19 protein-coding genes and 7 tRNA genes are annotated in these 22,426 nt (G+C 41.3%); 7 read left to right on the top strand and 19 right to left on the bottom strand.

Annotation, left to right across the window (positions count from 1 at the left end; genetic code table 11):
- Nucleotides 1-326: 326 nt before the first annotated feature.
- The 4 genes from JI723_RS15430 to JI723_RS15415 all read right to left on the bottom strand — a co-directional run bounded on the left by JI723_RS15430 (nucleotide 327) and on the right by JI723_RS15415 (nucleotide 3,493).
- Entirely contained in the window at nucleotides 327-1,052 is a 726-nt protein-coding gene (locus JI723_RS15430) for an amino acid ABC transporter ATP-binding protein (RefSeq protein ID WP_070925065.1), read from the bottom strand.
- Nucleotides 1,049-1,729: a glutamate/aspartate ABC transporter permease GltK gene (gene gltK, locus JI723_RS15425; protein ID WP_070925064.1), complete on the bottom strand. Its 681-nt coding sequence runs from the start codon at nucleotides 1,727-1,729 to the stop codon at nucleotides 1,049-1,051. The genes JI723_RS15430 and gltK overlap by 4 nt, the downstream gene beginning before the upstream one ends.
- A gap of 1 nt (nucleotide 1,730) precedes the next feature.
- Nucleotides 1,731-2,471, bottom strand: coding sequence for an amino acid ABC transporter permease (locus JI723_RS15420; protein ID WP_140182792.1), 741 nt, complete (start codon nucleotides 2,469-2,471; stop codon nucleotides 1,731-1,733).
- Nucleotides 2,472-2,599: 128 nt separating this feature from the next.
- The gene (locus tag JI723_RS15415; RefSeq protein WP_070925062.1) at nucleotides 2,600-3,493 is read right to left on the bottom strand and encodes an amino acid ABC transporter substrate-binding protein; all 894 of its coding nucleotides are present in this window, start codon (nucleotides 3,491-3,493) and stop codon (nucleotides 2,600-2,602) included.
- A gap of 641 nt (nucleotides 3,494-4,134) precedes the next feature.
- Here JI723_RS15415 and JI723_RS15410 point away from each other — a divergent pair.
- Genes JI723_RS15410 through JI723_RS15395 form a run of 4 tightly spaced genes read left to right on the top strand, consistent with a single transcriptional unit; the run spans nucleotide 4,135 to nucleotide 7,865 of the window.
- Complete coding sequence (locus tag JI723_RS15410) at nucleotides 4,135-4,530, top strand: metal resistance protein (RefSeq protein ID WP_070925061.1); 396 nt, start codon at nucleotides 4,135-4,137, stop codon at nucleotides 4,528-4,530.
- 47 nt (nucleotides 4,531-4,577) lie between these two features.
- A complete protein-coding gene (locus JI723_RS15405) occupies nucleotides 4,578-6,632 on the top strand; it encodes a protein-disulfide reductase DsbD family protein (RefSeq protein ID WP_272581312.1) in 2,055 nt (684 codons plus the stop codon).
- Nucleotides 6,629-7,357, top strand: a complete 729-nt coding sequence (locus JI723_RS15400) for a DsbA family protein (RefSeq protein ID WP_337979546.1) — start codon at nucleotides 6,629-6,631, stop codon at nucleotides 7,355-7,357. The genes JI723_RS15405 and JI723_RS15400 overlap by 4 nt, the downstream gene beginning before the upstream one ends.
- A 7-nt stretch (nucleotides 7,358-7,364) precedes the next feature.
- Nucleotides 7,365-7,865, top strand: coding sequence for a protein disulfide oxidoreductase (locus tag JI723_RS15395; RefSeq protein WP_070925058.1), 501 nt, complete (start codon nucleotides 7,365-7,367; stop codon nucleotides 7,863-7,865).
- Between the two features lie 55 nt (nucleotides 7,866-7,920).
- Here the strand turns inward: JI723_RS15395 and JI723_RS15390 are convergent, their stop codons facing one another.
- On the bottom strand, nucleotides 7,921-8,634 hold the full coding sequence (locus JI723_RS15390) for an NUDIX hydrolase (RefSeq protein WP_272581311.1): 714 nt from the start codon (nucleotides 8,632-8,634) through the stop codon (nucleotides 7,921-7,923).
- Nucleotides 8,635-8,783: 149 nt separating this feature from the next.
- Here JI723_RS15390 and JI723_RS15385 point away from each other — a divergent pair, with 149 nt between their 5' ends.
- Together JI723_RS15385 and JI723_RS15380 are read left to right on the top strand one after the other, a co-directional pair.
- Nucleotides 8,784-9,806 carry an SPFH domain-containing protein gene (locus JI723_RS15385; protein ID WP_319068931.1) on the top strand — a complete coding sequence of 341 codons (1,023 nt, stop codon included), beginning with the start codon at nucleotides 8,784-8,786 and terminating at the stop codon, nucleotides 9,804-9,806.
- On the top strand, nucleotides 9,803-10,726 hold the full coding sequence (locus JI723_RS15380) for a diacylglycerol kinase catalytic domain-containing protein (protein WP_070925055.1): 924 nt from the start codon (nucleotides 9,803-9,805) through the stop codon (nucleotides 10,724-10,726). The genes JI723_RS15385 and JI723_RS15380 overlap by 4 nt, the downstream gene beginning before the upstream one ends.
- A 47-nt stretch (nucleotides 10,727-10,773) precedes the next feature.
- Here JI723_RS15380 and lnt read toward each other — a convergent pair whose 3' ends face one another.
- From lnt to miaB, 5 genes are all read right to left on the bottom strand, one after another.
- Entirely contained in the window at nucleotides 10,774-12,309 is a 1,536-nt protein-coding gene (gene lnt, locus JI723_RS15375; protein WP_272581310.1) for an apolipoprotein N-acyltransferase, read from the bottom strand.
- Nucleotides 12,309-13,193 (bottom strand): CNNM family magnesium/cobalt transport protein CorC, encoded by an 885-nt coding sequence (gene corC, locus JI723_RS15370; RefSeq protein ID WP_070925053.1) that lies wholly within the window; start codon nucleotides 13,191-13,193, stop codon nucleotides 12,309-12,311. Before corC ends, lnt begins: the two co-directional genes overlap by 1 nt.
- Nucleotides 13,194-13,352: 159 nt before the next feature.
- Nucleotides 13,353-13,817 carry an rRNA maturation RNase YbeY gene (gene ybeY / locus JI723_RS15365; RefSeq protein WP_272581309.1) on the bottom strand — a complete coding sequence of 155 codons (465 nt, stop codon included), beginning with the start codon at nucleotides 13,815-13,817 and terminating at the stop codon, nucleotides 13,353-13,355.
- The gene (locus JI723_RS15360; RefSeq protein ID WP_272581317.1) at nucleotides 13,818-14,816 is read right to left on the bottom strand and encodes a PhoH family protein; all 999 of its coding nucleotides are present in this window, start codon (nucleotides 14,814-14,816) and stop codon (nucleotides 13,818-13,820) included.
- A gap of 86 nt (nucleotides 14,817-14,902) precedes the next feature.
- The gene (gene miaB, locus JI723_RS15355; protein ID WP_140182786.1) at nucleotides 14,903-16,333 is read right to left on the bottom strand and encodes a tRNA (N6-isopentenyl adenosine(37)-C2)-methylthiotransferase MiaB; all 1,431 of its coding nucleotides are present in this window, start codon (nucleotides 16,331-16,333) and stop codon (nucleotides 14,903-14,905) included.
- A gap of 644 nt (nucleotides 16,334-16,977) precedes the next feature.
- Here miaB and ubiF point away from each other — a divergent pair.
- Nucleotides 16,978-18,165 (top strand): 3-demethoxyubiquinol 3-hydroxylase, encoded by a 1,188-nt coding sequence (gene ubiF, locus JI723_RS15350; protein WP_070925052.1) that lies wholly within the window; start codon nucleotides 16,978-16,980, stop codon nucleotides 18,163-18,165.
- Between the two features lie 162 nt (nucleotides 18,166-18,327).
- Here ubiF and JI723_RS15345 read toward each other — a convergent pair whose 3' ends face one another.
- The 9 genes from JI723_RS15345 to nagC form a co-directional block, all read right to left on the bottom strand.
- Nucleotides 18,328-19,668: a dicarboxylate/amino acid:cation symporter gene (locus JI723_RS15345; protein WP_233445796.1), complete on the bottom strand. Its 1,341-nt coding sequence runs from the start codon at nucleotides 19,666-19,668 to the stop codon at nucleotides 18,328-18,330.
- A gap of 520 nt (nucleotides 19,669-20,188) precedes the next feature.
- Nucleotides 20,189-20,263, bottom strand: a tRNA-Gln gene (locus JI723_RS15340).
- A gap of 31 nt (nucleotides 20,264-20,294) precedes the next feature.
- Nucleotides 20,295-20,379: transfer RNA gene (locus JI723_RS15335), tRNA-Leu, on the bottom strand.
- Nucleotides 20,380-20,387: 8 nt separating this feature from the next.
- Nucleotides 20,388-20,464, bottom strand: a tRNA-Met gene (locus JI723_RS15330).
- Between the two features lie 71 nt (nucleotides 20,465-20,535).
- Nucleotides 20,536-20,610: transfer RNA gene (locus JI723_RS15325), tRNA-Gln, on the bottom strand.
- Between the two features lie 34 nt (nucleotides 20,611-20,644).
- Nucleotides 20,645-20,719: transfer RNA gene (locus JI723_RS15320), tRNA-Gln, on the bottom strand.
- A 28-nt stretch (nucleotides 20,720-20,747) separates the two neighbouring features.
- Nucleotides 20,748-20,832: transfer RNA gene (locus JI723_RS15315), tRNA-Leu, on the bottom strand.
- 5 nt (nucleotides 20,833-20,837) lie between these two features.
- Nucleotides 20,838-20,914: transfer RNA gene (locus JI723_RS15310), tRNA-Met, on the bottom strand.
- A gap of 279 nt (nucleotides 20,915-21,193) precedes the next feature.
- Complete coding sequence (gene nagC / locus JI723_RS15305) at nucleotides 21,194-22,417, bottom strand: DNA-binding transcriptional regulator NagC (protein WP_070925050.1); 1,224 nt, start codon at nucleotides 22,415-22,417, stop codon at nucleotides 21,194-21,196.
- Nucleotides 22,418-22,426 lie beyond the last annotated feature (9 nt).

Below are 22,426 nucleotides of genomic sequence, written 5' to 3'. Positions count from 1 at the left end.
TGGTGAATAAATGCTACTCAGTAGCGTTAATGACTTTCTCTAATTTAGATCCGCATAGCATAGCGGATCATGCCCTAAAACAACAATAGTTGATTAGCTGAACCGGAGGGGGAAGCTGGATATCGTTTCAGGGAACGGAGTCAGAATCTTTAGTCTGATAACCCCACAACTTAACCAAAAAACGCGAGGATTGATAGCATTTTACCGAAAAAAATGAAGATATTACTGGAATAGATGCATTGACAATCGGTGTTTAACAAAGAAGCCTCAGTTTTTGTTTAATTGAGGCTTCCTAATAGCACGATTTAATTATAATTTAGCCAGTATTAATGCAGGATCTTAGCAAGGAAATCTTTTGCTCTGTCTGATTGTGGGTTAGCGAAGAAATCTTCTTTTTTACTGTCCTCGACAATTCTCCCTTCATCCATAAAGATCACTCGATTGGCAACCTTTTTAGCAAAGCCCATTTCATGAGTCACGACCATCATCGTCATCCCTTCATTCGCTAGCTCTACCATAACATCAAGCACTTCATTGATCATCTCAGGGTCAAGTGCAGAGGTAGGTTCATCAAACAGCATCGCAACAGGATCCATACATAATGCACGCGCGATGGCAACACGCTGTTGTTGCCCACCTGAGAGTTGGGATGGAAACTTATTGGCATGGCTTGATAACCCAACGCGTTCAAGTAATTTTAACCCCTTTGCTTCAGCCTCTTTTTTGTTGCGATTTAACACCTTGATTTGTGCAAGGGTTAAATTTTCAATAATCGATAGGTGAGGGAACAACTCAAAGTGTTGGAACACCATACCTACTTTAGAGCGAAGTTTTGCCAAATCGGTTTTTTTATCATTGACTTGGATACCATTTACAAAAATTTCACCCTGTTGAACGGGCTCAAGACCATTCACTGTTTTTATTAGTGTGGATTTACCAGAGCCTGATGGCCCACAGACAACGACGACTTCGCCTTTTTTGACTTCAGTTGTGCAGTCAGTGAGTACCTGAAACTGGCCATACCATTTGGATATATTTTTCAGGGTAATCATGAAACAGTCCTTTTCTTAAGATAATTCACCAGCATGGAAGCGCCGAAACTGATAATAAAATACACGAAACCTGCAAACAATATCATTTCTACTTGTGTACCGTCACGTTCACCGATATTAGTCGCGGTGCGGAAGAAGTCGGTTAGACTCAGTACATAGACTAATGAGGAGTCCTGAAATAGCACGATACCTTGTGTCAATAACAGAGGAACCATGGCCTTAAAGGCTTGAGGTAGAATGACTAACCTCATTGTTTGCATTTGCGTCATACCGAGAGCTAGTGCAGCAGAGGCTTGACCCCTTGAGATACTTTGAATACCAGCTCGAATAATTTCAGAGTAATACGCCGCTTCAAAAAGTGAGAAGGCTACCATCGCTGAAATTAAACGGATATCACTTTTTGGTGATAAGCCTAGAACATTTTGGACTAAGTTAGGCACAATCAGATAGAACCACAACAACACCATGACTAATGGGATTGAGCGGAAGGTGTTGACGTATAGGGCGGCAAACCAGCTGATTGGCTTAAATGTTGATAAACGCATCACTGCGAGGACGGTCCCCCACAAGATCCCAACGACGATAGCGGTAATGGTAATTTTAGCGGTAACGACTAACCCATCAAGTAGAAATGGCCAACTTGGGGCAATCGAGCTCCAATCGAAATCATAGAACATATTATCGCCCTCCTAATGTGCCAGGTAAGCGAACTTTACGTTCAAGTAGGCTCATTAATAACATAATTACTAAGTTAATACCGACGTAGGCGATAGTGATGGCAGTGAATGATTCCCAAGCATGTGCTGAGTAATCGAGTAATTTACCGGCTTGTGCTGCCATATCAACCAACCCGATAGTTGATGCAATGGCGGAGTTCTTCACCAAGTTGAGCATTTCAGATGTCATGGGTGGCAAAATGACCCTGTAAGCATTAGGGAGCAGCACATAACGATAAGTTTGTGGCAGTGTTAACCCCATCGCTAAGCCTGCGTTCTTTTGCCCTCTAGGTAGTGATTGGATAGCTGCTCTAACTTGCTCTGTCATCCGAGCAGCGGTAAATAAACCAAGGCACAACATAGAAGAAATAAAGAATTGATAATTAGGATCCAAATCCATTTTAAACCAGTCGCCGATTGATTGAGGCAACAGCTCAGGGATCACTAAATACCATGTAAAGAATTGAACAATTAAAGGGACATTACGAAATAATTCCACATACACCGTGCCTATCATCGCCAGAAAGCGATTGGGAACCGTGCGTAGAATGCCAAAAAATGAGCCAACAAGAAAAGCAATGATCCAAGCGCAGATAGAGAGTGCGACAGTAACTTCTAAGCCAGATATTAGCCACCCTAAATAGGTGGTATTCCCAAACGGGGCTTCCTGTAGGAAAATCCCCCAATTCCAATCAATTGACATAATTCTACTTCCTGTGGGCAATTAGATTGACCCTACTACTGGTAAGAAAGTGCAAGGCGGGAACGATCGCCTTGCAATTCTCACTTCAGTAACACCCTGTTTGTCTTATTATTTGTTTAATTAATTAACTAGTTAAGCGCTTTGTCATTTGGTGATTTGAAGAGCGTTTTCATTTCATCTGACAAAGTAAATTTCAAGTTAAGATTTTTTGGTGGAATAGGTTGGTTGAACCAGCGATCAAAAGATTTCTCCGCAGCACCTGTTGTTTGTGTTTTTGCAATCGTTTCATCAACCAGTGCTTTGAATTCAGGGTCATCTTTACGTAGCATACAACCGTAAGCTTCTTCTGTTTGTGGCTTACCTACGATTTCCCAAATATCGGGTTTCTTCGCTTTTGCTCGTTCACCGGCTAACAGTGCATCATCCATCATAAAGGCAACAGCACGGCCTGATTCAAGGGTACGGAATGAATCACCATGATCTTTTGCACTGATGATGCGCATTTTCATATTTTTTTCATCGTTCAGTTTATTCAATAGAACTTCTGAAGTGGTACCAGAGGTAACGACGACGTTTTTACCTGCTAAATCAGGAAAGTCTTTAATACCTGAGTCGTTTTTAGTCAGAAGGCGTGTGCCCACAACGAAAATGGTATTGGAGAAAGCTGCTTGTTTTTGTCTTTCTAAGTTATTAGTGGTTGAGCCGCACTCAAAGTCATAAGTGCCGTTTTGCAGTAGAGGTATACGGTTTTGTGATGTAATAGGAATTAATTTAACTTCAAGGTTAGGTTTATTTAGTTTCTTTTTAACCGCATCGACGATTTCGTTGGAGTAATCTTGAGAGTAGCCAACAACCTTTTGGCTATTGTCGTAATAAGAAAATGGAACAGATGATTCTCGATGTCCAACAACGATCACGCCGTTGTCATTAATTTTTTTCAGTGTGCCTGTTAGCTCTTCAGCTTGAACAGCACAGGTTGCACCTAACACCATCATCGATAGTACAATCTTGCTCATACGCATAGTTACAACTCCTTTTTGAGATCGGGGATCTGTCTCGTTTTTGTTATGTTCGTGTGCTGGCGGATGTCTCAAAGATTCGGTTGAGCGCGCGATTATCCGCTATATGTTTTATTATTGTTAAAAATTAAAGAAAAATGTTAAACAATGAAAATGAATTGTTTCAAAATCGGGAGCTGTCTCGCATATTATTTGGGCAGATCCTAATTTGTTGCACTAATACGAGGAAAACACGTCTTTAAAAGGATATTCATGCACCTTAATAGTGAAAAACGATTCTATTTTCTGATATCTAGAAGGGATAAAGCATATTACGTGCCAAATTTTTCAGAAAAAGCTCAAAGAAATGCGATGAGGTTTTGTAAAGTTAGATGATGCTGCTTGTACCGTGTTATTTGCTGTGTAAGATGTAACCTTTAGCAAATTGGTTAATTTTTAGTGTTGTAGCTCTAAATAGTTCAAGATACAGTTAAGCGACTAATAAATTAAATGAATCGCTGGCAGCCTACGATAAGTCGGGGCTAGTGTGGGTAAGTGTAACCAACAAGCCGCCCACAACATGATGTAGCTTGGAGTATGATGAGTATAATAATCAATCATCACTTAGTCGTGTGTGTATTCAGGATGAATAAATAGAGACAAACATGAACAGGCAACTTAAATTAGGCAAAGGATTAGTGTTATTCGCCTGTCTGATGGTGTTACTTTGTATGAACCAAAGAGCCGTCGGAGAGCGCCTTGTCGCCCAGTTTTCGTCTCAAGCTACAGTGATACCCGTGCAAACGTATTCCCCATCTACTATTTTTCAGGCGGAACAGTCCGTTGAAAAAGGCTCTCATCTTTCTACTTGTGAGTTGAGCGCGAAGTCATTGCTGACCTTAAGCCCTGCGGTTATTGAGCCATTTTTCTTTCTATTTCTCTCAATTGCAGCATTGAGTGCCTTTTGCAGTCAGCTGTTCTCACGTCGAGCAAATCGTGAAGATAAACGCCCCCCGCCAAGAGTTAGGCTCCATTTACAATTTTGTAATCTTCGGGATTAGAACACCAGCGCGTTTAGCTTATTGGTGTATATTATTCTGGAGGAAACATGCGTTTTGTAATTAATTCTTTCATTATGTTAATTGCTTTGTTTGTGGGCAGTGTATTCGCTGCTGATACAGGCTGGTTAACTGATCAACATAATGATCACGCACAAGTGCGTTTATTAAGTGCTTCCCAAAAAGATGGGAAAGTTACTTTATTATTGGATGTTCAGCTGCAAGATGGGTGGAAAACCTATTGGCGTTCTCCAGGAGAAGGCGGAATAGCGCCTGAAATCGATTGGAAATCACCAATAAAGGACATGCAATGGCTTTGGCCAGCACCGGGTCGCTTTGATGTCGCAGGCATATCAACACAAGGATATATGGGGGATGTCGTTTTTCCTATCATTGTTGATGCAACGGAAAAATTGGATAAACTCACAGGTACCTTAACATTATCAACATGCAGCAATGTGTGTATTTTGACTGACTATCCTTTTGAACTTGATTTAACTGAACCTGCGCCAAGTAATTTTGAGTGGGCATTTAATCAAGCGATGGGGAGTGTTCCACCAACGACAGGGTTAACACAAAGTCAGAAGGTCGGTTTTACGGGAGATAGCTTAGTCGTCGAGCTGCAAAAGATAGCGGGCGAGCCTTGGGGCAAAGACGCCGCAGTTTTTACTGATACCCCTGAGGGTACAACACTTGGCGTTCCTGAGATCCAATCTTCAGGTGATATGCTAACGGCAACAGTCAAGGTTAGCGATGATTGGGGGGATAAAGCGCCTGATTTAACGGGCCAAAATTTCTCTTTTGTTGTGACAGATGGCGATTTATCACAACAAGTCACAGCTAAAATTGAACCGTTTACTGGAACCATTACTCAAAACGGAGCGAACGCGATCCCTCTATGGCAGATCCTCGCGTTTGCATTATTGGGTGGTTTAATTTTAAACCTAATGCCTTGTGTTCTTCCTGTGTTAGCCATGAAATTGGGTTCAATTTTGATGGTGCCACAAGGGGAACAAAAAACCATTCGTCGACAATTCCTCTTATCTTCTTCGGGGATCTTAGTTTCTTTCTGGCTACTTGCGTTATTAATGACGCTCTTACGTGCGGGGCAACAAGCTGTTGGTTGGGGGATCCAATTCCAAAATCCATGGTTTATTGGATTCATGGTTCTCATCACTGCTGCTTTTACGGCTAATCTATTTGGTTTGTTTGAAATTCATTTAGGTAGTAAAGCAAGCACTCGCTTAGCCACAACAGGTGGACAAGGGAATAGTGGGCATTTTTGGCAAGGCGTCTTTGCAACATTACTCGCGACACCATGCTCAGCACCTTTCTTGGGAACGGCAGTGGCATTTGCGCTCGCAGCACCTCTTGACGAATTATGGTTAGTCTTCACTGCTTTAGGGCTAGGAATGAGCTTGCCATGGCTACTTATTGCCGCTTTTCCTGCGATTTCACGTTTATTACCTAAGCCTGGTGCGTGGATGAATAAGCTGAGAATAGTATTAGGATTGATGATGCTATTATCATGTTTATGGTTGATGAGCCTGCTGATCCCACACTTTGGTGAAACCTATACACTAGCAATCTCAATTATCTTTTTATTATTGTTAGCTATATTTATTGGCAAAAAATATAGCTTACGCGCGGGAATATATTCGTTGTTGTTATTCATCTTGATTGGCGTAGGGTTTACTTGGGCGACGATGGATGAAACGACAGGAAGCCGTGCCATTGTTCAAGATACGGTGAACTGGCAACCACTGAGCGAAGAAGCAATCGAACAGGCTCTGTCAGAAAATAAGCGGGTATTTATTGATGTTACCGCAGATTGGTGTGTGACCTGTAAAGCAAATAAATATAATGTCTTATTGCGAGATGATATCCAACAGGCATTAAATGAACCTGATGTTGTGGCACTTAGAGGTGATTGGACTAAACCCTCACCCGAGATCACCGCATTTTTACAAAAACGCGGACAAGTCGCTGTTCCATTTAACCAAGTTTATGGCCCTAAGTTGGCGGAGGGTGAAATACTGTCAACAATACTTGATCGTGAAGTTTTATTATCAATTATGAATGAGGCCAAAGGAGCCGAAAAATGAAAAAAACAATTTTAGCCGTTCTATTTTCATCATTAATGTTAGGTGCAACTGCGCATGCGGCTCCGTTAACGGCAGACCAAGAAGCGCAAGTGCGTAAACTTGTACGTGATACCTTAGTTGAGAACCCTGAAATTTTAGAAGAAGCGATTGTTGCCTTACAGGCGAAGCAAGGTGAAAAACAGCAAGCTCAGGTAAAGTCCACGATTAAGGCTGAGCATGACAATCTATTTAATGATCCTGCAAGTCCACGCCTTGGCGCGAAAGATGCAAAACTAGTTTTAGTCAACTTTACGGATTATAACTGCCCATTCTGTAAGCGTTTTGATCCTCAACTTGAAGAGTTGATTAAAAAACACCCAGATGTTGCCGTAGTGATCAAGCCATTACCATTTAAAGGGCAAACATCTCTTGAGTCTTCACAATTGGCTCTAACTCTTTGGCAAAATGATCCAAAAGCATTCCAAGCATTGCACCAAAAATTCATGCAAAAGCAAGGTATGTTAACGGATGAAAATATCAAACAAGCTCTGAAGGCTACAGGCAATGAAAAGCTGGTAGCTAATGAGAAGAGTGCCGAGACTATTCGTACTAACATGATGTTAGCTGAAAAACTGGGGGTTAATGGAACGCCAGCCACATTAGTTGGTGACACTATTATTCCAGGTGCGATTGATTCGCAACAATTAGAAGCGATTGTGAAAGAGCAATTAGCGAAAGTGAAATAAGGGAATTATGGCTAGACTGAAAAAGTGGTCAAAAGAAATTATTGGTTTAGTGGTGATCATCTTCATCGTTTTTACTGTAATGGATTTTTGGCGCAAACCTGAAAGCCTAGCCCCTGTTTTACTTGAGCCTCAAGTGTTGGCGACAGGGGAAACCGTCTCGCTAGCTGAGTTAAGTAAAGAACAACCTGTTTTGGTCTATTTTTGGGCGACGTGGTGCGGAGTATGTAAAATGACCTCGCCCACGGTAGCTGATTTAGCGCAATCAGGGGTTCCTGTGATTTCTGTGGCTATCCGCTCTGGAGATAGCCAACGACTACTCACAGGAATGGCAAAGAAAGAGCTTAAATTCCCCGTTATCAATGATATTAATGGTGTGTTGGCAAATGCAGTCGGCATCAGTGCGACGCCATCATTTATGATTATTGATAATGGTGAAATGGTCAGTTTTACCAGTGGTTATACTAGCTATTGGGGACTTAAAGCACGTATGTGGATGGCTTCTTTTTAAGCTAACCGATAGCCCTCTTTGAGTTGGTGCTTAAAGAGGGCTTTGTTTTATTTGATTAAAATTCCAAATTACGAATAAAGCGATAATCAGCCGATTCTGGCTTTAGACGATATAAATTAGCAGGCCTACCTGTTTCTTGCCTTTTTTCACCCGTATCAATCAACAAATCCGCTTGCTCCAAACGGCGGCGGAATGATTTTTTCTGTAGTGTTTTACCAATCAAAACTTCATGGACATGCTGTAACTCAGTCAACGTGAAAACATCAGGCAAAGCGAAACCAGGAACAATGGAGTACAAGGATTTTTGTTTTAATCGTTCACGCGCTATCTGGTAAAGTTGGTGATGGTCAAAAGCGAGTTGCATACTTTCGATTTCTTGAATAGACACCCATCTTACTGAGCTAACGCTATTAATATAGTGTTGGCATGCTTGATAAGCGATGAGAGCGGTATAACAAACGGTGACAGACCAGCCTCGTTTATCACGATAATTATTGCCGATAGTATTCAATTGCTCAATATAGGGAGGGATCACGCCAGTTTTTTCTTTTAATTTACGTAGTATCGTTTGTTCAAGTGTATTGTCCTGCTGTTCATCAATAAATCCGCCCGGTAGCCCCCACATTCCTTTATCAGGATGGTTAGCTCTTTCTACTAATAACACTTTTAATGTTTCCTCATGATACGTAAACAGCACCGCATCTACGCTTATAAGAGGAGAAGGATAGGCTTTTCGATCATATTCAGACAAATACTGATGTTCATTCATGATGTTAGAACCACCACTTATTGATTAATTGATAAGTGAGATTATACGTTAAAAAATTATTTGTGTCATTAAGACACTTACTGCTTGACATGTTGGTGTCTATAAGACAATAATTTGTTATTGTCAAAAAGACACTAACGAGGTTGACTATGTTAAACATTAATTATTTTAAAGCAGATTCATCAACGTTTATTATCAAGTCCGTTAATGGAAAAGTGATTAAACAGGGGAAAGGGTTAAGCTTTTGGTACAATTCAGCGACCACATCTATTGCTGCATTACCATTGAATGCGTTAGAAGCCCCATTTATTTTTAATTTACAAACAGCAGACTTTCAAAGCCTACGTATTCAGGGGCAAATTTCGTTTCAGATTAGTGAGCCTGAGAAAACAGCTGAAGTGCTGAATTATAGCCTGACAAAAGATGGCAAATCTTATGCTTCTGAGGATCCATTAAAACTCAGTGATAGGGTCGTTCGCAGTGCTCAAACGCTGATCCAAGCTCAAATACAGTCAAGTTCAATGCGTAATGCACTATTAATGAGCCAAGCATTAGTGGCAAAAGTGACAGAGCAGTTAGCCATACATTCGGCATTACAAACATTAGGAATTGATATCCTTGATGTTTCAATCTCTGCGATTACACCTTCTCCAGAAACATTAAAAGCGCTTGAAGCCGAAGCCAGAGAATCAATATTAAAAGAAGCTGACGATGCCATCTATACGAGACGAAAATTCTCTGTGGAACAAGAGCGTATGATTAAAGAAGCTGAATTAGAAACCGATTTATCAGTACAAAATAAGCAACAACAAATAGAAGAAGCTCGTTTGGAAAATGAACGCACCCTATTGCGCGAACAGGCTGAAATAGAACAGGAAAGGCTTACGGCTCAAGTTAATGCGGAAGCAAAACGTCATGAACTAGTAACATTAAGCGTTGAAAACCAAAAAACGCAATCAGATGCTGATGCATATGCCATTGAAGCAAAAATGAAAGCTTACCGTGAGTTACCTGTTGAAAACTTAAAAGCGATGGCTTTAGCTAAAATGTCACCGGAGCAGTTAATGGCAATGGCGTTTGAATCACTGTCACAGAATGCAGGCAAAATAGGTGAATTGAATATTTCTCCTGATCTTTTTAGCCAAATGTTCAAAAAAGGGGCTAAAGCATGAAAGGGCTAGATGATATTCGCTTTGTATTAATTATGCGTAAAACTCGTTTACAAGAACTGATTGAACGCTTTAATACTTGGCCGCAAGCTAAATTTTATTTGGAACATAATAACGTAGAAGTGAATGATTATCTTCAGGAGCATGATCATTATCAAAAACAGTTAGTACAAGCGGAATCTATTCTTAAATCACTAGGAAGATTTCAATTATTAGAGCGTTCATTATTACCTAGTTATCAATTTTCACAGCGTGATATTGTGATCGTGATTGGACAAGATGGCTTGGTCGCAAATACGTTAAAGTATTTAAATGGGCAACCTGTGATTGCAATTAATCCAGATCCAGCTCGTTGGGACGGTAAGTTACTACCTTTTGAAATTGGGCAGTTACATGATGTCGTATTGAGCACACTTCAAGACAAAATGCCCAGTAAATCCGTGACTTTTGCTCAAGCAACAACGAATGATGGGCAATCATTGTTAGCGGTTAATGATTTATTTATTGGTCCTAAAAGTCATACATCAGCGCGTTATATTATGAAATGGAACGGTGAACAAGAGTTTCAATCTTCTTCAGGGATCATTGTTTCAACTGGACTAGGCTCTACAGGGTGGTTTCAATCGATTCTAGCAGGGGCTAAAGCAATTATGGGAACGAATGATCATCCATTAACAAAAGGATTTGCGTGGGGAGATAGACTATTACAATTTACCGTTCGTGAACCATTTCCGAGTAACACAACTGGCGTTAAATTAGTTTTTGGGACTATTGATGAACAATTGCCGTTACAACTTGAATCTTTAATGCCTGAAAATGGTGTGATTTTTTCTGATGGTATTGAAGATGATTTTATTCGCTTTAATGCGGGATGTATTGCATCAATAGGAATTGCAAAAACACAAGGACAGCTTATTGGCTAACTTACTTATCAGCTAAATAGCTCCCTAATTTTATAGGGAGCTTAGAATTAGCTAATTTTTTTACGGCGGCCAAAGAATAGCGCTAATAGCCCAAATAGCACAACGGTTCCCCACATTGGCCAATGACTCCAACGTGCATAGGGGGTTAAACCAGTCGTCGGAGTGATAGAGGCTGATAAAGTTGCCGCAGTGAATTGAGGTAATTCAGCTTGAACGGTTCCATCAGCACGAATAATAGCAGTAACGCCATTATTGGTAGCGCGGAGTAGCGGACGTCCGAGCTCTAGCGCCCTCATCCTAGCCATTTGGAAATGCTGCCATGGACCAATAGATTTACCAAACCATGCATCATTAGAAATGGTTAATAAATAATCACTATCAGGTTTGAAATTATCGCGAACCTGAGTGCCTAGAATAATTTCATAGCAAATTGCAGCGGTTAAATGAAGATTGCCAACAGCTAATTGAGCCTGTTGATAGTCACCACGGCTAAATCCTGACATTGGTAAATTAAAGAATGGCGCGATAGGACGTAAGATATCTTCTAGTGGAACGAATTCCCCAAAAGGAACTAAATGGTGCTTGTTATAACGATTTTTTGATGGATAGAGGTACGGTTTATCATCACCTAATACAATGATTGTATTGTAATACGTATAATTGCCATCAATAGGCTTAGCATCGACAATACCTGTAATTAGCTTAGTATTGGATTCTGCTAAGACTGTATCTAACGATTTCAGCCAAGCTTGGTTATCGAGTTCAACAGAAGGTACCGCTGACTCAGGCCAAACAATTAAAGACGCTTTACCAATGTAGGGACTCGATAATTTAATATAGGTATCTTTAATTTGCTGTAAATGGCGAGCTTCCCACTTCATTGATTGCGGGATGTTTCCTTGAACTAAGGCAACCTCTGTGGTTTTAGATCCTAGTGGGGTATACCATTGAAGACTTTTGAGTAATAAAGGTGCAAACAAAAGAATAGCGGCAGCAATAAAGGGTATAAAGCTGCGGCGTACAAGCGCTAAAACAATCAATCCACTAATACTGAATAAGATTAGTGTCATCATCTCGACGCCAAAAATTGGCGCTAGACCCTTTAATGGACCATCAATTTGGCTGTAGCCGAATTGCAGCCATGGGAATCCAGTGAGAATCCAACCACGTAAAAACTCAGTAATTTGCCATATCGCAGGTGCAGCAAATACTAAACGCCATACGGTGGCATTAGGGAAAAATTTGCTAAGTAAATAGCCAAATAAGCCTGTGTAAAGAGAGAGATAGGCTGCAAGTAATATGACTAATAACACATTAACGATTTCTGGCATGCCACCAAAATCAGCAATACTCACATAGACCCAATTGACACCACTACCAAACAGGCCAAAGCCCCATGCAAAAGCAATCGAGAAAGACTGCTTTGGTGGGCGCTGTAATGTGAGTAATTGTAGGAATAGAATGGAAAGAAGTGCGGCTGGCCAGAAGTCAAAAGGCGAAAAAGCCAGTGTACCACTGGCTCCAAAAATTAAAGCCAGTAGCAGCCTAAGCCACTGACTTTGATGAAATGACGTTAAGCTCATTAACTTTTTTCTTCGTCTAAGGTTGGTACCGGTGCGTCATCAGGGATTTTTACATGTAGTAAGATAATCCGACGACTATCAGCCATGGCAACTTTGAATTGATAGCCATCAATGGTGATAACCTCACCCCGTGAAGGTAAGTGACCGAAGGCTTGCATAACAAGGCCGCCAACGGTATCAACTTCTTCATCACTGAAACTGGTGCCAAATGCATCATTGAAGTCTTCAATTTGGGTTAACGCCCTCACTGAGTATGAATGTTGACTGAGTTGACGAATATCAACATCGTCCTCATCGTCGTATTCATCTTCAATTTCACCAACAATAAGCTCTAAAATATCTTCAATGGTAACTAAACCTGAAACACCACCAAATTCATCAATGACGATTGCCATATGATAACGCAGAGAACGGAACTCTTTTAAGAGCCGATCAACGCGCTTACTTTCAGGAACAACAACCGCTTGGCGCAACACCTTATCAATGCTGAATGGTTCTGCATCAGTACGCATAAATGGCAATAAATCTTTTGCCATCAGCAAACCTTCAATATGATCTTTGTCTTCACTGATAACAGGAAAACGAGAGTGTGCAGAATCAATAATAACATCAAGACACTCATCTAAGGTTTGGTTGCGTTTTAAGGTTACGATCTGAGAACGTGGGATCATGATGTCACGTACTCGCTGATCGGCAATATCCATAACACCTTCAAGCATATCGCGGGTGTCGGGATCGATCAGGTCGTTTTGTTGCGAATCACGGATCAGTTCGACCAAATCATCACGGTTTTTAGGTTCACCGTGAAAGAGGTGGTTTAAGAGTGCAAAGAACCCTTTCTTAGGACCAGGGTTGTCACTACTTGAAGAGTTATCGTCGCTCATGGCGTTTTATTAAAAATTCCTCAAATTATAGGTTAGTTAAGGTTGCGGCTATCGTATGGTGAATTACCAGTATTGGCTTTCATCACCATGCATATTCCAAAAATACACAACCCTTTTATTACTTAGATAATATTTAGCATAAAAATAGACTGTGGGTCATTATTTTTCTGCAAGGTAAGGATCAGCATAGCCCAATTCGGCTAAAATTTCTGTTTCTAATCCTTCCATTTCTTCGGCTTCATCATCTTCAATATGATCATAGCCAAGAAGATGTAGGCAACCATGTACAACCATGTGTGCCCAGTGCTCTTCTGCGGTTTTTTGCTGTTCCAGAGCTTCTTGCTCAACCACTTGACGACAGATTATTAAGTCACCCAGTAGTGGCAATTCAACTTCCGGAGGTGCTTCAAAGGGAAAAGATAACACATTTGTTGGTTTATCTTTTCCTCGATATGTCAGGTTTAAATGGTGGCTTTCTGCTTCATCAACCACACGGATAGTTACCTCGCTTTGTGGTTGAAATTTAGATAGCACCGCTTCTAACCAGCGCTGAAACAGCGCTTCGCTAGGCAAGCCTACAGTTTCTTCACTCGCAATTTGTAAATCGAGGATCACTTCACTCATTTAATTATGTTCCTGCTTTTCTAACTCTTTTTGTTGCTCGCGTTCTTCCCTAAGTTGCTGACGGCGTTTGTTGTCTTGTTCTTCCCATTTTTCATAGGCAATAACTACTTTAGCCACTACAGGGTGACGGACAACGTCTTCGCTGTGGAAGAAATTAAAGCTGAGGTCATCAACGTCGGAAAGGACTTCAATAGCATGACGTAATCCCGATTTATTACCGCGAGGTAAATCGACCTGTGTAATGTCCCCTGTAACAACGGCTTTTGAGTTAAAGCCTATACGGGTTAGGAACATTTTCATCTGTTCTATAGTGGTGTTTTGGCTTTCATCTAAGATGATAAAAGCATCATTGAGTGTACGACCACGCATATAAGCTAATGGCGCGACTTCAATAACATTACGTTCAATCAGTTTTTCGACTTTTTCAAAACCCAGCATTTCAAACAGTGCGTCATATAATGGACGCAGATAAGGGTCAACTTTCTGGCTGAGATCACCGGGTAAAAAACCGAGTTTTTCACCGGCTTCAACAGCTGGACGCGTTAACAGAATTCGGCGTACTTCTTGGCGTTCAAGTGCATCAACGGCAGCGGCAACCGCTAAGTAAGTTTTTCCTGTACCTGCTGGGCCGATACCAAACGTAATATCATGATCCAAGATATTCGCAATATATTGTGCCTGATTAGGTGTGCGAGGCTTGATGACACCGCGTTTGGTTTTAATATTAACGGCTTTGCCATAATCAGGAATACTGTCCGCTGCTTGTTCTAGCACACGACTTTCTGATATCGCTAAATGAATGTGTTCAGGGTCAACATCTGGGATAACGCCACGTATCGGTGCCGTTTCAACATACAGCTGACGTAAAATTTTACTGGCAGCTTGGATATTAAGAGGCTTACCTGAAAGCTTAAAGCGGTTATCACGGCGATTAATTTCAATCGCAAGGCGACGCTCAAGCTGCTTGATATTGTCATCGAATGGCCCGCAAAGGCTCATTAAGCGTTGGTTATCTGCGGGCTCTAGAAAGATCTCTTGTGTTGCGATTTGCAACGGTTTTTTATCGGTCACTGAGTATCCTATCGTTAAGGTTGGTAACGACCAACGCCAAGCTCATCTTCTTTACGTGTACGTGCAATGACGGAAGCTGGTGATTCGTTAACGCGTAAGCCCATTTGGTCTTCGGTGCGGATCACTTTACCGCGTAGAGAGTTGGCATAAACATCAACAATCTCAACGTCGACAAACTTACCAATCATATCTGGTGAACCTTCAAAGTTCACAACACGGTTATTTTCGGTACGTCCAGAAAGCTCCATAACGTTTTTACGTGAAGGGCCTTCAACTAAAATTCGTTGTACTGTACCTAACATAGCACGGCTAAAGCTCATTGCTTGTTGGTTAATGCGTTGCTGTAGCAGATAAAGGCGCTGTTTTTTCTCTTCTTCGCTAACATCATCAGGTAGATCAGCGGCTGGTGTACCTGGGCGAGCGGAATAGACAAAACTAAAGCTCATATCAAAATTAACATCGGCAATTAGCTTCATGGTATTTTCGAAATCTTCATTGGTTTCACCAGGGAAGCCAACGATGAAATCAGAGCTAATTAGAATTTCAGGGCGAGCCTTACGTAATTTACGAATAATCGCCTTGTATTCAAGTGCGGTATGAGCGCGTTTCATCAGTGTTAAAATACGGTCAGAGCCACTCTGTACAGGTAAATGTAAGTAGCTGACTAACTCAGGCGTATCTTCATACACTTCAATAATATCATCAGTAAACTCAATTGGATGACTTGTCGTGAAGCGCACTCTATCGATGCCATCGATAGCAGCGACGAGACGTATCAATTCTGCAAATGAGCAAATGTCGCCATCAAAGGTTGCACCACGGTAGGCATTTACGTTTTGCCCCAGTAGGTTAACTTCACGCACCCCTTGAGCTGCCAATTGGGCAATTTCAAAGAGGATGTCATCGCATGGACGGCTAACTTCTTCACCGCGAGTATAAGGAACAACGCAGAATGTACAGTATTTATTACAGCCTTCCATAATGGAAACGAAAGCGGTTGGGCCTTCAGCTCTTGGCTCTGGCAAGCGGTCAAACTTTTCAATTTCGGGAAAACTGATGTCAATGACTGGACTGCGTGTACCTTTTACCTGATTAATCATTTCAGGTAGACGATGCAAGGTTTGTGGGCCGAAGACAATATCGACACTTGGTGCACGTTGGCGAATAAAATCGCCTTCTTGAGACGCCACACAGCCACCAACACCGATAATAATATCGGGATTGTTATCTTTGAAAAATTTCCAACGGCCAAGTTGATGGAAAACTTTTTCCTGAGCCTTTTCACGGATTGAACAAGTATTCAGGAGGAGCACGTCAGCTTCTTCTGGAATTTCAGTGATCTGATAGCCATGGGTGCTTTCTAACAATGATGCCATTTTAGATGAGTCATACTCATTCATCTGGCAGCCCCAAGTTTTAATGTATAACTTTTTATTCGTCGACATGTCTATATCCGGTGTTTTCGAAGTGGCTTAGTATAATGGACTTCGAAACGCGTTGTATACTCGTCATACTTCAAATTGCAGCGTCGTTGACTACGTTCATTCGCACCAGTCACATACTGATGTATGCTCCTAGCGACTCATTCACTTGTCGCCTAGCTGCACTTCGAATTATTTAGAGTAGATACTCGTCATACTTCAAATTGCAGCGTCGTTGACTACGCTCATTCGCACCAGTCACATACTGATGTATGCTCCTAGCGACTCATTCACTTGTCGCCTAACTGTACATTGAATTATTTAAAGCATATACCCGCTATAATTCAAACTATTATATTGTGCGTAGCAGCTCGAAGTATGCTGTGCATAAATCCAAAGTCTTATCTTGTTTTGGGAAGGCGCACGCATTTTTGATCACAAACATCACTCTATGATATGAAAAATGTCAAAATAACCTAAATTAGAGATGAATAGGCTATGTGGTACGCGGCCTCAAAGACAGACTATCGCCCATTATTTTAAAGATTAACCTGTATTGTATTCAATTGAAGCATCAGTGACCAGAGTCTCAGGTTGAGATATTCCCTGCTAGCGTAACAATTTTTCGGTACACTACGTAAATCAAACAGTTAATAGTAGCTAATGTAATGAATAAACTAACAGAAAATTATGATGTTGTCGTGGTTGGGGCAGGAATGACTGGCGCAGCGGCAGCATTAGGGTTTGCTCAAGAAGGCATGCGAGTTGCATTGCTAGAAAAAGCAGAACCAACAGCATTTGATGCGAATAGTGCTCCTGATGTTCGTATTTCAGCCATTAGTCGTTCATCTGTAGACCTACTTAAACAATTAGGTGCTTGGCAGCATGTTGAAGCAATGCGCAGTGCGCCTTATCGGCAGCTTGAAACATGGGAAGAGCAGGGAAGTAACGTGCTGTTCGATGCAGATGATTTAGGTTTACCAGAACTCGGTTTTATGGTCGAAAACCGTGTCTTGCAGTTGGCATTATGGCAAGAGTGTCAAAAATACAAAAATCTAGAGCGTATTTGTCCTGCTCAGCTCACTCATCTTTATCAGTCAAATAGTCAAAAAGAGTGGATTGTTTCACTGGATGATGGTCGTGAACTACAAACTAAATTAGTGATAGGTGCCGATGGCGCAAATTCTCAAGTGCGTAAGTTAGCAGGCATTGGGAGCCGTGGTTGGCAATATCGGCAATCTTGTATGTTAATCACTATTCAAACAGATGAACCTCAACAAGATAAAACATGGCAGCAATTTTTTCCGTCAGGGCCTAGAGCATTTTTGCCTCTTTATGATAATTGGGCCTCATTGGTTTGGTATGACAGTCCAGCAAAAATTCGCCGTCTACAATCAATGTCAATGGAACAGTTGACTGAGGCGATTACAGAGGCTTTTCCTGAGCGTTTAGGGGCGGTCAACGCGGTCGCATGTGGTGCTTTCCCTCTAACTCGTCATCATGCTAATCGCTATGTGATTGACGGGCTAGCGCTAGTAGGGGATGCGGCGCACACCATTAATCCTTTAGCGGGGCAGGGAGTGAATTTAGGTTACAGAGATGTCGACAGCTTACTTAAAGTCGTTACCCATGCAAAGGAGTATCTGGGAGCTTGGCATTCACTAGAGGTACTTAAACGTTATCAGCGCCGACGTTTGCCTGATAATTTAGTCATGCAGGCGGGTATGGATGTATTTTATATGGCATTTAGTGAACAGTTACCGGGGTTGAAGATGTTAAGAAACTTAGGGTTAATGGCTGCTCAACGTGCTGGTGAAGCGAAGAAATTGGCTCTGAAATATGCTTTAGGGCTTTGATATTGGGTGATGCGATATCAATTAATGTTACGAGCGAACTCAAAATAACAAAAAACCTGATTCTGATTTAGTATCGAAATCAGGCCTTACTAGCCGCTTAACCAAAAGTGTTCAACTATTGGAGCTCACTTTAGATGGTCAGCGGCCTTTTATTAATTATAGCTATTTATCTTTTGCTACATCAGTAATTTCTGCATGATGAGCGGGCAGATCAAAATTTTCTTCAGTGATAATTGCATCTATGCTTTCACCTTTTTCGGCGAATGCTGCTGCGAGTTTTTCGGTATCTAATTCTTTTTCCCAACGAGCAACAACAATACAAGCACATGCGTTACCAACTAAGTTGGTTAAGGCGCGGCATTCAGACATAAAGCGGTCAATACCCAAGATCAGTGCCATACCAGCAACAGGGATACTTGGAACAACCATCAGTGTTGCAGCTAAAGTAATAAAGCCTGCACCAGTAACACCAGCAGCGCCTTTAGAACTGATCATGGCAACTAATAACAGCGATATTTGTTCCCAAATTGTTAGCTCGATATTGGTTGCTTGTGCAATAAACAGCGCAGCCATGGTCATATAAATATTGGTGCCATCGAGGTTAAATGAGTAACCCGTTGGGATAACTAGCCCTACGACAGATTTTTCACATCCAGCATGCTCCATTTTTCTCATTAAGCTAGGTAATGCAGCTTCTGATGACGATGTTCCGAGCACTAACCACAGTTCATCTTTAATGTATTTGATAAGTTGAATAATTGAGAAGCCATTATATTTAGCCACGGCGCCTAACACGAGTAAAACGAAAAGAAGGGCTGTGATATAGAATGTCAGTATCAGCATCATCAAGTTGCCGATTGATGAGATACCGTATTTACCAATAGTAAATGCCATTGCTCCGAATGCACCGATAGGGGCAAGTTTCATTAGCATGGCAACCATTTTAAATACAGGTTCAGAGAAATTTTGCAGTAGTTTGACGATAGGCTCGCCATGTTTGCCTGTCGCAGCTAATGCAAGGCCAAAAATAACCGCTATAAATAGCACCTGAAGGATATTACCGTTAACAAGAGGGCTAATTACTGTGTCAGGGATAATGTTCATTAGGAAGCCAACGATGGATGATTCGTGAGCTTTTGCGACATAACCTGCAACCTTACTGCTATCTAGAGTTGCAGGATCAATATTTAAACCATCTCCTGGACGAATCACATTGGCGACGATAAGACCAATAATCAGTGCAACCGTTGAGAACGTAATAAAGTAGAGCATTGCTTTTCCTGCAACACTGCCTACTGCCTTCATATTGCTCATACCTGAGATACCCGTTACAACAGTTAAGAAAATAACGGGGGCAATAATCATTTTGACGATTTTGATGAATGCATCACCTAGTGGTTTTAATGATTCACCTATATCAGGAAAAAAGTGGCCAAGTGCGATACCAAGCACGATAGCAACGATAACCTGTACGTATAGGATCTTATAAAGTGGTTGTTTAATTATGTTTTGCATAAGTTTTCTCTGTAAGAACATTGCATCACTGCAATTTATAATTATTAGGTTTGAGAACTTTTTTATTAGAGATGATGGGTTGGATAATGTTTGATTCATGGCGGAAGGCAGATGATCCCTGAAAGCCATGATCGGATATAACCAAAATCTAGGCGAAGATTACCACTATTGATCGTTATTAAAAAATGACTAAAGTCACATAATTGATACAGAAAATACTTAAAAGTAAAAATATTGTTCGACTTGTTTATTTTTAACACTTAAGTGTTTGTAAAATCCTGTTTAGTCAAGGTATTAGCTATCACAATGATAGGTAAAAATGATCCTAATCTAGGCATTATTTGATAGTTAGCTGATGAAAATTACAGAGGAACTTAATTATTAAAGTGAAATAAAGAAAAGTGCTGTTTTGGCTTGATTTTTCATTGAATCATAAACAAAAAAACCACCCTTTTTGAAGGATGGTTTTTTTGTTTATGGCTGTTATTGAAACAGGCATATAAGAATATGGCTGGGGTACCAGGATTCGAACCTGGGAATGCCAGGATCAAAACCTGGTGCCTTACCGCTTGGCGATACCCCAATTTACAAATTTTTCTACCCAGAAGGATAAATGGTGCGGGAGACAAGACTTGAACTTGCACACCTTGCGGCGCCAGAACCTAAATCTGGTGCGTCTACCAATTTCGCCACTCCCGCAAATACTATGGTGGCTATGACGGGATTCGAACCTGTGACCCCAACATTATGAGTGTTGTGCTCTAACCAGCTGAGCTACATAGCCTTATACAGTAAAACTGCTTTTTTGAAAATCACTGTATGGGATTTTTTTCGACAACCCTAGGAGAGGAAAGATGGCTGGGGTACCAGGATTCGAACCTGGGAATGCCAGGATCAAAACCTGGTGCCTTACCGCTTGGCGATACCCCATCCGAGGGTGTCTCTAAATTTGTTTAATTTAAGATGGCTGGGGTACCAGGATTCGAACCTGGGAATGCCAGGATCAAAACCTGGTGCCTTACCGCTTGGCGATACCCCAATCTTAAATTGTTAACCGAGAAGGAAAATGGTGCGGGAGACAAGACTTGAACTTGCACACCTTGCGGCGCCAGAACCTAAATCTGGTGCGTCTACCAATTTCGCCACTCCCGCAAATATGGTGGCTATGACGGGATTCGAACCTGTGACCCCAACATTATGAGTGTTGTGCTCTAACCAGCTGAGCTACATAGCCATCTTTTTGCATTACCTTCGTCGGCGTTGCGGGGCGCATTATGCTAATTACCGCTGAGACAGTCAACAGCTTTTTTCACTATTTTTGTGAAAATGCGTCCGTTTGTTTGATGAATAATCATTTTGTCGATAAAGTCAGCAAAAAACAAGTCGCTAATCCAAAAAACTGTGAGCTATTACCGCAGATTGATTGTTTTTATTGCTTGAAATGGTGATTTAGATTCGCGAAATAACAGCAAAAAACCGAGCTGAATAACTCGGTTTTTAAGCTCAAATTGGATTAATTATCGAACAATTTTTGTAATAACTCACCGTTAAGCATCGCTCGTTTTGTGAGCGCAAAAGCACCAATTGCTGAATTATGTACCAGCTGAGATGTCACTACGGGGAGATTTTCACGAAAGCCTTTCAATGCTTGGGTATCAATGCAGCTTTGAATGGCAGGGAGAAGTATTTGCGCTGCTTCTGTAATATCCCCTGCAATCACGACTTTTTCTGGATTAAATAAGTTGATGGAAATAGCGATTGCTTTACCAATTTGGCGACCCACATGCTGGATCACTTCAGTCGCGAGCGGGTCATTTTTATTGGCCGCTTGGCAAATATGTTGGATAGAACATTGTTCAAGGGTCAGTGAGCTACTAAAGCCTTGCTCTAAGCGTTGTTTAACGCGGTTTTCAATAGCTTGATTTGATGCAATGGTTTCTAGGCAACCGAAGTTACCACAATGGCATAAATCCCCAAGAGGATCGACTTGAATATGGCCAATTTCACCAAGATTACCCCGATGGTTTAATAGGATTTCATTATTGATAACTAATCCAGCCCCTGTCCCTCTGTGAATTCGCACTAGTAGTGAGTCTTCGCAATCCTTTGTCGCGCCAAAGTAGCTCTCTGCGAGTGCTAAACTGCGAATATCATGCCCTACATAGCAGGTAATTTTAAAATGGGCTTGTAGATTATCGATAAGGTGCCAATTATCCACTTTAATATGTGGCATATAGTGAACGATACCATTATGTGGATTGACTAGACCCGGTAAAATCACAGAAATGGCGATAAGTTCTTTTATGCGGCGCTGATTAAGGGCGATAAAATCTTCAATGGCTTCGATCAGCTTTTGTTCGACAGCTTGCTGGGATGGTTCTGAGATAGGATAGTGGGCATCAATGAGTTGTTTGCCACTGAGGTCATACAGTGCAACAGTGGCATCATAACGACCTAAACGAACACCTATGGTATGAAAGTTTTTATGTTCTGAAACTATCGATATTGCACGCCGGCCTCCAGTGGAGGCCTGCTGATCAACTTCTTTGATTAAGCCACGTTCGAGTAGCTGACGAGTTATTTTAGTCACACTTGCAGGCGCAAGTTGGCTCTGTTCTGCTATCTGAATACGAGATATTGGGCCTTGTTGGTCAATTAGGCTATATACCACCGCACTGTTGAGTTGTTTTACCAGATCAATATTACCAATTTGCTTTAATGAATGACTATGGTTCATCAGCTATAT

It is taken from the genome of Providencia manganoxydans (genome assembly GCF_016618195.1).
Lineage (GTDB): Bacteria > Pseudomonadota > Gammaproteobacteria > Enterobacterales > Enterobacteriaceae > Providencia > Providencia manganoxydans.
This window is presented reverse-complemented; position numbering and strand designations above follow the sequence as displayed.